The sequence below is a fragment of the Savagea serpentis genome, from assembly GCF_015351395.1.
Classification (GTDB): Bacteria; Bacillota; Bacilli; order Bacillales_A; family Planococcaceae; genus Savagea; species Savagea serpentis.
Window position 1 is genome coordinate 15,344 of the sequence record NZ_JADKPV010000009.1, and the last position, 13,266, is coordinate 28,609.

General features: G+C 42.1%; 11 protein-coding genes. All 11 read left to right on the forward strand.

What is annotated here, in order from left to right:
* The first annotated feature begins 3 nt into the window (after positions 1-3).
* The 11 genes from IRY55_RS12380 to IRY55_RS12430 all read left to right on the forward strand — a co-directional run bounded on the left by IRY55_RS12380 (position 4) and on the right by IRY55_RS12430 (position 13,242).
* Entirely contained in the window at positions 4-1,026 is a 1,023-nt protein-coding gene (locus IRY55_RS12380; protein ID WP_194563644.1) for a DUF3048 domain-containing protein, read from the forward strand.
* Positions 1,027-1,067: 41 nt separating this feature from the next.
* Positions 1,068-2,783, forward strand: coding sequence for an adenine deaminase C-terminal domain-containing protein (locus tag IRY55_RS12385; RefSeq protein ID WP_194563645.1), 1,716 nt, complete (start codon positions 1,068-1,070; stop codon positions 2,781-2,783).
* Between the two features lie 86 nt (positions 2,784-2,869).
* Positions 2,870-3,166, forward strand: a complete 297-nt coding sequence (locus tag IRY55_RS12390) for a YerC/YecD family TrpR-related protein (RefSeq protein ID WP_194563646.1) — start codon at positions 2,870-2,872, stop codon at positions 3,164-3,166.
* A gap of 90 nt (positions 3,167-3,256) precedes the next feature.
* A complete protein-coding gene (pcrB, locus tag IRY55_RS12395) occupies positions 3,257-3,955 on the forward strand; it encodes a heptaprenylglyceryl phosphate synthase (RefSeq protein ID WP_194563647.1) in 699 nt (232 codons plus the stop codon).
* Between the two features lie 33 nt (positions 3,956-3,988).
* Positions 3,989-6,232 (forward strand): DNA helicase PcrA, encoded by a 2,244-nt coding sequence (gene pcrA / locus IRY55_RS12400; protein ID WP_194563648.1) that lies wholly within the window; start codon positions 3,989-3,991, stop codon positions 6,230-6,232.
* A 5-nt stretch (positions 6,233-6,237) separates the two neighbouring features.
* Positions 6,238-8,250 carry an NAD-dependent DNA ligase LigA gene (gene ligA, locus IRY55_RS12405; protein ID WP_194563649.1) on the forward strand — a complete coding sequence of 671 codons (2,013 nt, stop codon included), beginning with the start codon at positions 6,238-6,240 and terminating at the stop codon, positions 8,248-8,250.
* Positions 8,247-9,365: a CamS family sex pheromone protein gene (locus IRY55_RS12410; RefSeq protein ID WP_235961140.1), complete on the forward strand. Its 1,119-nt coding sequence runs from the start codon at positions 8,247-8,249 to the stop codon at positions 9,363-9,365. Before ligA ends, IRY55_RS12410 begins: the two co-directional genes overlap by 4 nt.
* Positions 9,366-9,436: 71 nt before the next feature.
* Positions 9,437-9,724 carry an Asp-tRNA(Asn)/Glu-tRNA(Gln) amidotransferase subunit GatC gene (gatC, locus tag IRY55_RS12415; RefSeq protein WP_194563650.1) on the forward strand — a complete coding sequence of 96 codons (288 nt, stop codon included), beginning with the start codon at positions 9,437-9,439 and terminating at the stop codon, positions 9,722-9,724.
* Between the two features lie 20 nt (positions 9,725-9,744).
* A complete protein-coding gene (gene gatA, locus IRY55_RS12420; protein ID WP_194563651.1) occupies positions 9,745-11,208 on the forward strand; it encodes an Asp-tRNA(Asn)/Glu-tRNA(Gln) amidotransferase subunit GatA in 1,464 nt (487 codons plus the stop codon).
* Positions 11,205-12,632, forward strand: a complete 1,428-nt coding sequence (gene gatB / locus IRY55_RS12425) for an Asp-tRNA(Asn)/Glu-tRNA(Gln) amidotransferase subunit GatB (protein WP_194563652.1) — start codon at positions 11,205-11,207, stop codon at positions 12,630-12,632. Before gatA ends, gatB begins: the two co-directional genes overlap by 4 nt.
* A gap of 55 nt (positions 12,633-12,687) precedes the next feature.
* Complete coding sequence (locus IRY55_RS12430; protein WP_194563653.1) at positions 12,688-13,242, forward strand: thioredoxin family protein; 555 nt, start codon at positions 12,688-12,690, stop codon at positions 13,240-13,242.
* The last annotated feature ends 24 nt before the right edge of the window (positions 13,243-13,266 follow it).

Below are 13,266 nucleotides of genomic sequence, written 5' to 3' on the forward strand. Positions count from 1 at the left end.
AAGATGAAAAAATTATGGATTGCGATGGCATGTAGTTTAGCGCTCGTCGCTTGTTCGAAAGACAAAGAAGTGAAAGAAGAGTCAACGATGCAAGAAGAACCTGAGGAAGTGGTAGAGGAAGTTGTATTATATGATGCGTTAACGGGCATTGAAATTGAAGAAGAAAATCAATTAAAACCGATTGTTGCGACCATTAACAATGATCCGAAAGCTCGTCCACAAACGGGTGTCGGAGCTGCGGATGTCATGTATGAATTTTTAATCGAAGGACAAGGGACACGTTATCTTGCAGTGTATCACTCAGAAATGCCTGAACAAATTGGACCGATGCGTAGTGCGCGTCACTATTTCTTACCGATCCCTCAAGACCTGCAAGCATTTTACGTCGCACATGGATATAGTCCGTTAGCTCGTCAACAGCTCAGTCAAGGAGCGATTAAACATGTGAATGGGATGGAACATGACGGCTCGTTATTTAAACGTTCTTCCGATCGCTATGCCCCACACAATTCATACATTACATACGAAGCGATTCAACAAGCGATGGATATGACGAGTACACCTCTCGATGAAAAAACATTGCCAGAGTTAACATTTAATGAAGAGCCTGTAACGCGAGGAACGGTGGAAACGATGTCTGTTCGTTATGGTTCGAGCAATTTATTTAAAAGTGACTATCGTTTACAAGAAGACGGGACATATATTCGTTCAGTGAACGGTGAAACGTTTATCGAACGATTGACAGGAGAAGCGGTGCCTTATGCAAACGTCATTGTCATTGAAGGAACGTACGATTGGATTGATCAAGAAGGGCGCCGAAATTTTGATTTACAACAAGGAGGACGGGGATTGCTCTTCCAAAATGGAAATGTATTACGCATCGAGTGGACATATGATGGAGGGATGATTCGTTCATTTGTCGATGGCGTTGAAATACCTTACGAAAAAGGGAAAACATTCATCCATGCGATTCCAGCTGATTTGTCTTTAGAAAACAGTGTTTCCTATGAAGAAAAAGTTGAATGACTATTCATATTTTGCGATAATTTGACCAAGAGGTGATACATATGTGGACGAAAGATTTGCAGGAGCAACATCTGGCTGTTATACGAGGAAAGAAAGCACCGACAATCGTTATTCAAAATGTGACGTATTTGCATGCATTTTTTAAACAGTGGAAAGTCGGCAATATTTGGATTGACGGAGATCGTATCGTTTATGTCGGGACAGAAATGCCAAATGTATTGGAAGGTGCAGAAGTGATTGACGGCAGTGGACGATATGCTGTCCCTGGCTATATTGAACCGCATAGTCATCCTACTCAATTGTACAATATGGAGTCGTATGCCAATTATGCTGCGAAAACAGGAACGACAGGATTTATTTCTGACAATTTACTTCTTCACATGCAATTTGATGAAAAGATGAACGAAGCGATACATGATGAATTGCAACGTTTGCCCTATGCTTTTTATTGGTGGAGTCGACTCGATTCCCAAACGGCTTTAGCGGATGAAGCAGACTATTTCAATAGCGAAAAGTTAAAGCGTTGGATGGCGCGTCCTGATGTCATTATGGGCGGGGAACTAACCGCTTGGCCGGTGTTATTAAATGGCGATGAGCGAATGAGTGATATGGTCGCTTTAGCGAAACAGAACGGTCTGAAAGTAGAAGGTCATTTACCTGGAGCGTCAGAGCGGACGCTTGCTCAATTGAAATTGCTCGGCATTGATGGAGATCATGAGTCGATGACATTGGAAGATGTGGAGAAGAGATTGCAACATGGCTATGCAGTAACGTTGCGTCATTCCTCCATCCGCCCCGATTTAGCGGATATGTTGAAAGGAATTATCGCAGAAGGATGGGATGTGTGGGATCAATTAATGATGACGACAGACGGTTCATCGCCTCTTTTCCATGAGACGGGCGTCATTAATGATTGTATTCAAGTAGCAATTGATGTAGGAGTGGACCCTATTCACGCCTATTTAATGGCATCTTACAATCCGGCACGCTATTATAATTTCAGCGACACGCTCGGCGTCATTGCGACTGGTCGTCGCGCGATGATTAACTTATTGCAAGACCCATCTGATGCGACACCAATAAGCGTTCTATCGGACGGGCAATGGATTGTAAAAGATGGAAAAGCGCAACCGATGGATATTGAAGTTGACTGGTCGATGCTCGGCACGTTAGAAACGAATGTAATCTTAACAGAGGAGCTTCTCACACCGATCACTAATCTCGGAATCTCTTTAGAAAATGATGTGATTACGAAACCGTATAAATCAGAACTAGACTTAACGGTCGATCATTTAAGTTATGCGCATGATGAATCATTTTTAACGGTCATTTCAAGAGATGGAACAATTCGTATGAGCTCTATGATTAAAGGTTTTGCAGATCGCATCGATGGAATTGCAACGTCCTATTCCAATACGGGTGATTTCATCATCATCGGAAAAAATAAGAAAGCCATGATTCGTGCATTTGATGAAGTATTGCGAATGCAAGGTGGTTATGCGCTCGTTGAAGAGGGGGAAATCATCGCATCGATTCCAACCCCGATTGCAGGTTTACTTCCGAATTTGTCATTCGAACAATTGATTGAGAGGGAGCGTCATTTCAAAAAAGAGGCGCAAAGGCTCGGGTATCGTTTGAACAATTTCGTGTTTACTTTTTTATTTTTACAGTCGATGCATCTTCCTTTCATTCGCATTACGCGTCAAGGGATGATGAATGTTTTAAAGCGAGAAGTGCTCGTCCCTGCTCAAAAATAAATCTTTCGCACATTAGTGCATGAAAGTGTTACAATAGATTTACGGAAGTATCGTTCGAGGTAAATCTATGAGCAGAGGTGAATATTTTGCAAATTAATAAAATTAAAGGAAGACAGACAGAGCAACTGTTTGAAGCGATTTTATCACTTGAAAATTTAGATGATTGTTATCAGTTTTTCGATGACTTATGCACGATTAGTGAAGTCCAATCATTAGCACAACGTTTGGACGTTGCCTTCATGCTGCAAGACCAAAAGACATATGACTCTATCCAAAAAGAAACGGGCGCGAGTACAGCGACGATTTCACGCGTGCGACGCTGTGTTGATTACGGCTCAGGTGGATACGAAAAAGTTTTGCAAAATATACGATCATCGAAATAAGCACAATCTATGACCGACCTGAAATGTCATTCAGGTCGGTTTTTTGCTATACTAAATGAATGAATGATATAGAAGAATGGATGATGAACGATGTATGAGAAAAATTGGCGTCATTTATTTAAATTAGACCCAGCCAAGCCTTTAACGGATGAGGCTTTAGAGAAAATAGCAGAATCAGGAACAGACGCGATTGTCGTAGGAGGAACAGATGGCATAACACTTGAAAATGTGCTCGATTTACTCGCGCGTATTCGACGTTTTTCAGTGCCTGTCATTTTAGAAGTGTCAACGATTGAATCTGTCTCGCTCGGATTCGATTTTTATTTTATCCCGACTGTTTTAAATTCAACGAATGTGAAATGGATGAACGGGTTACATCATGAAGCGTTAAAAGAATATGGTCACTTAATGAATTGGGATGAAGTGCTGACAGAAGGTTATTGCATTATGAATTTAGACTGTAAAGCAGCGAAGCAAGCAGAAGTTCTCAAGCAGCCGACGGAAGACGATGTTATCGCTTATGCACAAATGGCTGAGCATCTTTTCGGGCTACCTGTCTTTTATTTAGAATATAGCGGTACGTACGGAGAGCCCGAAATTGTGAAAGAAGCAGCATATCAGCTTCAAAAAACGCGTCTTTTCTATGGCGGTGGCATCGACACGGTAGAGCGCGCGAAAGAAATGGCGCAATATGCAGATACGATTATCGTCGGAAATGTCGTCTATACCGACTTAAAAGAAGCATTGCGCACAGTTAACGCTGTAAAAGAAACTGCAAAAATTGTATAATAGAACAAATGTTCTAAAAGAGGTGGGATAACATTGGATTCAATTACAGCCAATTTATTAAAAGGAATGAATAAAGAGCAACAAGAAGCGGTGCAAGCGACAGAAGGACCGCTTTTAATTATGGCGGGAGCAGGCTCTGGTAAAACGCGCGTATTAACACATCGCATCGCGTACTTAGTCGTCGAAAAAAGAGTATACCCTTCCAATATTTTAGCGATTACGTTTACGAATAAAGCAGCGCGTGAGATGAGAGAGCGCGTTGACGGATTGCTTGGAGCGGGAACGAGTGAGCGCATGTGGGTATCGACATTCCACTCGATGTGTGTTCGTATTTTAAGACGGGATATCGACCGCATCGGTATTTCAAAAAGCTTTACGATTTTAGATAGTGCGGATCAATTAACGGCCATCCGCAATGTGTTGAAAGAACAAAACTTAGATCCAAAATTGAACGATCCACGCGGTTTACTCAGTGCCATCAGCTCTTTGAAAAACGAATGTATCGATGTAAAACAATATAAAAAACAAATTGAACATTCAACAGACCCGAGCGAGCGACGTGTAGCGGAAGTGTACGAAGGTTATGCGAAAATGCTTGAGAAAAATGAGTCTCTCGATTTCGATGATCTCATCATGAAGACGATTCAACTGTTTAAAGAAATACCGGAAGTGCTTGAACATTATCAAGACCGCTTCCGATATATTCATGTCGATGAGTATCAAGATACGAACGATGCGCAATACGAACTCGTTCAACTGTTGGCGAAAGCGCACCGCAACGTCTGTGTCGTCGGTGACTCGGACCAGTCGATTTATAAATGGCGCGGAGCGAATATCGGCAATATATTATCATTTGAAAAAGATTATCCAGAAGCAAAAGTCATTTTATTAGAACAAAACTATCGTTCGACGAAGACGATTTTAGAAGCGGCGAATGATGTCATTCAAAATAATGAAAGCCGTTATGACAAACAATTGCGTACAGACAATGCAGACGGCGAGCCGATTTATATTTATAAAGCGCGTGATGAAAAACAAGAAGCGCAATTTATCGTTGAAAAAATTATGGAGTTGCGTCAAGAGAATGGCTACACATTAGATGATTTTGCGATTTTGTATCGAACGAATGCGCAATCGCGAATGATTGAAGAATATTTAGTGAAATCAAATTTAAATTACACCGTTGTCGGTGGAACAAAATTCTACGAACGTAAAGAGATTAAAGACTTATTAGCTTATTTACGATTAATTGCGAACAATAATGACGACCTAGCTTTAGCGAGAATTATTAACGAGCCGAAGCGCGGTATAGGAGCGACGTCATTCGACAAAATGATGAACTTCGCTTTGATGAATGATCGTTCAATTTTTGATGCACTGCAAGAAGTCGATTTCATGGGACTTTCTGCGAGAGCAGCCAATTCAGCCCGCACATTCCGTGAAGGGATTCGCCATTTAACAGAAATGCAAGAGTACTTATCGGTCTCTGAGCTTGTCGAAGAAGTATTGGAGCGCACAGGTTATCGCGATATGTTAAAAAACGAAAAAACGATTGAAGCGGAAAGTCGTTTAGAAAACATCGATGAATTTTTATCGGTGACAGATGCGTTTGAAAAGCGTGCGATGGATGAAGGGGAAGATAAGTCTCTCGTTTCGTTTTTAACCGACTTAGCGCTCATCGCGGACATTGATAGTCTCGATCAAGAAGAGGAACAAGAGAGCGAAAAAATCGTCTTAATGACGATGCACTCGGCGAAAGGATTAGAGTTCCCGGTCGTTTTCGTCATCGGTATGGAAGAAAATATTTTCCCGCATATTCGTTCGATGCATGATAATGAAGAGATGGAAGAAGAGCGTCGTCTCGCTTATGTCGCGATTACGCGTGCGGAAAAAGAACTGTATTTAACATGTGCTTCAAGCCGCATGTTATTTGGCCGGACGAGCTTTAATATGCCGTCACGTTTCATCAGCGAAATCGATGCTAAACGCACAGAGATGCTCCACCAAGAAAATGTCGTCGTTCAATCGAATGTACCGTTCGCATCTCGTAAACCCGTACAACGGACGACGATTCGCAAGCCGGTTTATGAAAAGAGTGGCAGTGAAAAATTAGCGTGGCAAGCAGGAGACCGAGCGAGTCATAAAAAATGGGGCGTTGGAACAGTCGTCAGTGTTCGCGGTACAGGAGATGATATGGAACTTGATATCGCCTTCCCACAACCGACAGGTATTAAGCGATTGCTCGCAAAATTTGCACCGATTGAGAAGGAGTTGTGAGCATTATGTCAAACGTAAAAAAGCGTATTGAAGCGTTGCGCAATTTATTGACACAATACGGAAAAGAGTATTACACATTGGATAATCCAACCGTGTCAGACTATGAATACGACCAACTCATGCAAGAGTTAATTCAATTAGAAGATCAGCATCCTGAACACTTTTCTTCAAATTCTCCGACACAAAGAGTGGGAAGCACTCCTTTAGAAAAATTTGAAAAAGTGACCCATACGACGCCGATGCTCAGTTTAGGAAATGCTTTTTCGAAAGAAGATGTGCGTGCCTTTCATGAGCGAGTGACGGAATCTTTACAAATGACACCTACTTACGTTTGTGAGTTGAAAATCGATGGATTAGCGATTTCATTAACGTATGAAAATGGACAGTTTGTAAGAGGAGCAACCCGAGGAGATGGTGTTATAGGGGAAGATATTACGTCTAACTTACGCACGATTCAAACGATCCCATTAGCTTTACCGACTGCAGAAACTCTCGAAGTGCGAGGCGAGGCGTACATGCCGATTCAATCGTTCGAAAGGTTGAACGAAGCGCGCGCGAAGGCGGGAGAAGCGTTATTCGCTAACCCGCGCAATGCGGCAGCGGGTTCATTGCGTCAATTAGATCCAAAAATTGCAGCGAGTCGTCATTTAGCAGTGTTCATCTATGCTTTAGGAGAACAAGGAACGTTAGATGGCATCACTTCTCATTCAGAGGCACTCGCACGTTTAGACGAGTTGAATTTTGTGACGAACCGAGAACGGCGCATTTGCGAAACGATTGAAGAAGTGATTGCATATACGGAATATTGGACAGAACATCGTCATGACTTACCGTACGAAATCGATGGCATTGTCATTAAAGTCGATTCATTTGAAGACCAAGAGCAATTAGGCTATACGGCGAAAAGCCCTCGTTGGTCGATCGCTTATAAATTCCCAGCAGAAGAAGTGACGACAGTCATTCGTGACGTAGAATTGAGTGTAGGCCGTACAGGAGTTGTCACACCGACCGCTATTTTAGACCCTGTACAAGTAGCGGGAACGACGGTACAACGTGCTACACTTCATAATGAAGATTATATCGTCGAACGCGACATTCGTATAGGAGATCATGTCGTTTTAAGAAAAGCAGGAGATATCATCCCTGAAATTGTAAAGCCGATTGAAGAACGTCGAACAGGAGAAGAAATTCCATTCCGCATGCCTCATGAATGTCCGAGTTGCCAATCGGAACTCATTCGATTAGCGGAAGAAGTAGCCCTTCGCTGTGTCAATCCGAGCTGTCCTGCACAAATAAAAGAATCCATCATTCACTTCGCTTCACGCAATGCGATGAACATCGATGGCCTCGGTGAAAAAGTAGCATATCAATTATATGATGCAGGGCTCGTGACGAAACTGAGTGATTTATACACGCTTGAAAAAGAGCGACTTTTGGAACTAGAACGCATGGGAGAAAAATCCGTGACGAACTTACTTGACGCTTTAGAACGCTCGAAACAAAATTCATTAGAAAAACTATTATTCGGTTTAGGGATTCGCCATGTTGGAGCGAAGGTCGCTTCTATTTTTGCACAATCGTTCGGCACGATGCGCGCCTTGATGGCAGCGACGGAAGAAGAGCTCGTCGCAATCGATGAAATTGGCCCGATTGTAGCGAACACAATCGTTCAATATTTCGCTACGGAAGAAGTGCAACAATTAATCGCAGATTTGGAACGTTATGGACTGAATATGACATATAAAGGACCTGTCGCACCATCAAGCAATGAAGAAGCCCCGTTATTTGAACATACTGTTGTGTTAACAGGAAAGCTTGAACAAATGACACGTAACGAAGCGAAACAATATGTTGAGCAACTCGGTGGCAAAGTGACAGGGAGTGTCAGTAAAAATACGACATTACTCATCGCTGGAGAAGCAGCAGGCTCAAAGTTAAAAAGAGCCGAAGAGTTAGAAGTTGACGTGTGGACAGAAGAACAATTCGTAGAGCTTCTGAAGAAAGAGGGGATTTTATGAACAAAAATATGAAACGGTTATTTGCCGTTTCTAGTATGACTTTGTTGTTAGCGGGATGTATCCCATCGCTCTCTCAAGAAGATTCACTCACGCAAGAAACAGAAGAGAGCCAAGAAGAAGTCGTCATGATTCCTGAAGTGCAATTGAAAGAAAGTTATTACCGCACATTATTACCATTCAAAAAGAGCCCAGTACATGGACTTGTTGTCAACAATATTTATACAAAATATGATATGAAGGAAGCAGAAGAAGGGCTACTTCGCTTATCGTCTGAATACTTTTCAACCGAAGATTACTTTTATCAAGAGGGACAATACTTATCAGAAGATATTGTGAAACAATGGCTAAAGCGGGTGTCAGCGGATGAAAAAGGATTGAATCCTGCGAGCTCTAATACAGGTCGTGATGAACAAAATCCACTCTTTTTAGCACATATTATGGAGCAAAACTTTTTGAAAAGAACATCGGATGATAAAGTTGTTGTCGAAGGAATTACGATTGGGCTTGCCTTGAATTCTGTTTACTACAACTTAGAAGGAAAAGAATTTCCACTTAGCGATGCTCAAGTGAAAGCAGAAGGCGAAAAACTCGCCAATGAAATTGTGAAGCGAATGCGAGAAGAGTTGGAAATTGAAAATATACCTATCGTGGTCGGTTTATTTAAACAGCAACCGCGCAATGCGATCGTTCCAGGGACGTACTTTGCGGTAGGAAAAGCAGATAAAGGGAAGACGAGTGTTGGAAATTGGACAGCGATTCAAGAAGAATACGTGCTGTTGCCAACGGATAACACGATTGAAAAATATCGTGATGTCAATATGAAATTCAAAAACTTTAAACAAGAAGTGGATGAATATTTCCCGAGCTTTGTGAACGTTGTCGGAAAAGCATTTTATAAAGATGGAGATATGCAACAATTGACGATTCGTATGCCGATTCAATTTTTCGGTACGAGCGAATTAATCGGATTTACTCAACATGTGACTGGTCTCGTTCAAAAGCATTTCTCATCAACGAATGTCGAAGTGAATATTACGTCGACGAACGGTCCGGAAGCATTAATTGTCAAACCAGCTCAAAGTGATGAGCCATTTGTTCACATTTACGATTATTAATGTGAAATGGCAACTTTTCACGTTACAAAAACGATGTTATGATAGGTAGAGTACAAGATAGGAGGCGCATTATGTCAAACTTTACAAAAGAAGATGTTCAATACTTTGCAGACTTCGCACGTCTCGCATTAACAGAAGAAGAAAAAGCAGCGTATGCAGAGCAACTACAACAAATGGTTGAACTTACAGCAAAGTTGAAAGATGTTAATACGGAAGGTGTCGCACCGATGACACATCCATTACATCGCGTGAACGTATTACGTGAAGATAAGCCAGCAGACTTATTAGACCGTGAAGAAATGTTGAAAAACGTTCCAGAACATGAAGACGGCATGATTCAAGTACCGAATACATTTTAAACGAGGAGGATCCTTGAAAGATGAGCTTAATGAAAAAATCGGTGATTGAACTTCAATCACTCATTCAAAATAAAGAAGTTTCTGTTAAGGAATTAACGGAAGCAGCACTCGCTCAAACGGAGAGTGTAGAAGAAGAAGTACAAGCCTTCATCACAGTGACGAAAGAAGAAGCACTCACTCGCGCAGAAGAGCTCGACAATGCGGATTCAAAAGAAGGAGCACTGTTCGGTATTCCAGCAGGAATTAAAGACAATATTGTAACGAAAGATATTACGACAACGTGCGCAAGCAAAATGTTAGAAAACTTCGTACCTGTTTATGATGCGACCGTCGTGACAAAATTGAACGAAGCGGGTGCAGTATCACTCGGTAAATTAAATTTAGATGAGTTCGCAATGGGTTCAACGACAGAAACATCCGCGATGAAACAGACGCGCAACCCATGGAATACTGCGAAAGTTCCAGGAGGTTCTTCAGGTGGTTCTGCAGCAGCAGTAGCAGCGAATGAAGTAGCATTCGCACTCGGAACAGATACAGGTGGTTCTGTCCGTCAACCTGCAGCATTTTGTGGAATCGTCGGTATGAAGCCGACTTACGGACGTGTGTCACGTCTCGGTCTCGTAGCATTCGCTTCATCATTTGACCAAATCGGTCCGATGACAAAAACAGTTGCAGACAATGCGCTCGTTTTACAAACGATTGCAGGAGAAGACCGTTATGACACGACATCAGCAACTGAAGAAGTACCGAACTATGTGGCGCAATTAGAGGGCAACTTAAAAGGACTCAAAATCGCAATGCCGAAAGAATTTTTCGGTGAAGGTCTCGACCCACAAGTAAAAGAAAAAGTAGAAGAAGCGATTAAGCAATTAGAAGCACTCGGCGCAACGGTAGACGAAGTGTCAATTCCACATGTCGTTTACGGTGCAGAAATGTATGCGGTGATCGCTTATGCGGAAGCTTCATCAAACTTAGCGCGTTATGACGGTATTCATTTCGGTTACCGTTCACCAAATGCGAAGAACTTAGACGAAGTGTACACGATGTCACGTGCGGAAGCATTCGGTCCAGAAGTGAAAAAACGTATTTTATTCGGCACATACGCTTTAAGTGCAGAACATCATGATCCATTGTTCGTACAAGCACAAAAAGTGCGCGCGCGCATGACAGAAGACGTTCAAAATGTTTTGAATGAGTACGATATTATCGTAGGTCCATCCGCGGCAAGTGTCGCTTATGATTTCAAAGCGCAAGCTGATCCGGCACGTTCACGCATGGATGATATTTTAGCAACGCCAGCGAACTTAGCAGGCATTCCAGCACTTAGCGTTCCTTGTGGATTCGTTGATGGTTTACCCGTTGGTTTACAATTGATGGGTAAACATTTCGATGAGTTGACATTATATCAAGTCGCTCATGCTTACGAGCAAACGACGAAGTTTTATGAGCAACAACCACAATTAGCAGGAGGTGCGAACGCATGAATTTCGAAACAATTGTAGGACTTGAAGTTCACGTTGAATTAAAAACAGATACGAAAATTTTCTCACCAGCACCTGCACATTTCGGTGCTGAACCGAATACGAATATTAACATTACAGATTTAGCATACCCAGGTGTGCTTCCTGTGTTGAATACGCGTGCGATCGATTATGGAATGAAAGCGGCACTCGCGTTGAACTGTGAAATTTCTCGCGAGCAACATTTCGACCGTAAACATTATTTCTACCCAGACAATCCGAAAGCGTATCAAATTACACAAGATGAGCGCCCGATCGGTGTCGGCGGTTATGTCGATATCGAAGTCGACGGTGTGAAAAAGCGCATCCGCCTTCACCATATTCACTTAGAAGAAGACGCAGGTAAATTAACACACGGACCAGGATACTCTCTCGTAGACTTAAACCGTCAAGGAACACCTTTAATCGAGATTGTAACAGAAGCGGACATTCGCTCCGCAGATGAAGCGTATGCGTTTTTAGAAAAATTAAAAGCAATCATTCAATATACGGGCGTTTCTGACGTACGTATGGAAGAAGGTTCACTTCGTTGTGATGCGAATATTTCGATTCGTCCATACGGTCAAGAAGGATTCAACACGAAGACAGAATTGAAAAACTTAAACTCATTCAACTTCGTCCGTCGCGGAATTGAGCGAGAAGTACAACGTCAAATCGAAGTCGTTACAGCGGGTGGAGAAATCCAATCTGAAACACGTCGTTACGACGAGGCGACAGGTGAAACGACGCTCATGCGTATTAAAGGGAGCGCCGACGACTACCGTTTCATCAATGATCCAGACTTAGCGGAAGTACATGTTGACGAAGAATGGATTGAGCGCGTACGTGCAGAAATTCCAGAACTTCCAGATGCTCGTCAACAACGTTACGTAGAAGAGTATGACCTTCCAGCATACGATGCGATGGTTTTAACATTGACGAAAGAAATGTCAGATTTCTTCGATGCGACAGTAAAAGCAGGAGCTGACCCGAAACTTGCATCAAACTGGTTAATGGGTGATGTTTCAGCATACTTAAATAAAGAACAAATCGAATTACACGATACGAAATTAACGCCTGAAAACTTAGCGAGCATGGTGAAATTAATTTCAGACGGTACGATTTCTTCAAAAATCGCGAAAAAAGTATTCCAAGAGCTCGTCACAAATGGTGGAGATGCAAATAAAATTGTGAAGGAAAAAGGAATGATTCAAATTTCTGATCCAGAGCAATTGTTAGCATTTGTTACAGAAGCGCTCGACAATAACGAACAATCCATCATTGACTTCAAAGAAGGTAAAAATCGAGCAGTCGGATTCCTCGTTGGCCAAGTGATGAAATTATCAAAAGGTCAAGCGAACCCACAACTCGTCAACAAGATTTTAATGGAAGAAATTCAAAAACGATAAGACTAAAAGAAACACCCAGTGCGCTGGGTGTTTCTTTCAAATGGAGGAAAATCGAATGACCATTGAACGTCAATTTTTTGAAAAAGGTATTTCATTACAAATGTATATGGAACAGATGACGGAGAAAAAAGAAGAGAGTGCAAAGATTTATCAAACGTTTCAATTGCCAAAAGCTGCGCATTATTACGAAGCGTTCCGTCCGAAATCTCAAAATGTGTTAGTCATCACGGAAGACTGGTGCGGGGATGCGATGATGAACAATGCAATTTTGCGTCATTTAGGCGAAGTGTACAACCTTGATATTCGCATCGCTTACCGAGATGCAGACACGACGTTAATTGATCGCCATTTAACGAATGGTGGACGCTCGATTCCAATTTATTTATTGTTAGATGACGAAGGAGAAGTGCTCGGAAAATGGGGACCACGTGCGCAAACGATTCAGCGTGATGTGACACAAACGATGAGCCGTTTACCTGAAAAGAATGATCCGAATTTCGAGCAACAGCGTTCAGAAGCGGTTCAACTATTGACGACACAATATCAAGAAAATCGTGATTACTGGTTGGCGGTTCATGATGAATTAGTGATGTGGCTTACTAAGGGATAGGAACATTTTGAAGCGTGGAACGTT

What these genes read in the sequence shown, in the direction of transcription:
- IRY55_RS12410 (WP_235961140.1), top strand. Translation starts at nt 8,247, where the DNA reads ATGAACAAAAATATGAAACGGTTATTTGCCGTTTCTAGTATGACTTTG.
- IRY55_RS12430 (WP_194563653.1), top strand. Translation starts at nt 12,688, where the DNA reads ATGACCATTGAACGTCAATTTTTTGAAAAAGGTATTTCATTACAAATG.
- pcrB (WP_194563647.1), top strand. Translation starts at nt 3,257, where the DNA reads ATGTATGAGAAAAATTGGCGTCATTTATTTAAATTAGACCCAGCCAAG.
- ligA (WP_194563649.1), top strand. Translation starts at nt 6,238, where the DNA reads ATGTCAAACGTAAAAAAGCGTATTGAAGCGTTGCGCAATTTATTGACA.
- gatB (WP_194563652.1), top strand. Translation starts at nt 11,205, where the DNA reads ATGAATTTCGAAACAATTGTAGGACTTGAAGTTCACGTTGAATTAAAA.
- gatC (WP_194563650.1), top strand. Translation starts at nt 9,437, where the DNA reads ATGTCAAACTTTACAAAAGAAGATGTTCAATACTTTGCAGACTTCGCA.
- IRY55_RS12385 (WP_194563645.1), top strand. Translation starts at nt 1,068, where the DNA reads ATGTGGACGAAAGATTTGCAGGAGCAACATCTGGCTGTTATACGAGGA.
- gatA (WP_194563651.1), top strand. Translation starts at nt 9,745, where the DNA reads ATGAGCTTAATGAAAAAATCGGTGATTGAACTTCAATCACTCATTCAA.
- IRY55_RS12380 (WP_194563644.1), top strand. Translation starts at nt 4, where the DNA reads ATGAAAAAATTATGGATTGCGATGGCATGTAGTTTAGCGCTCGTCGCT.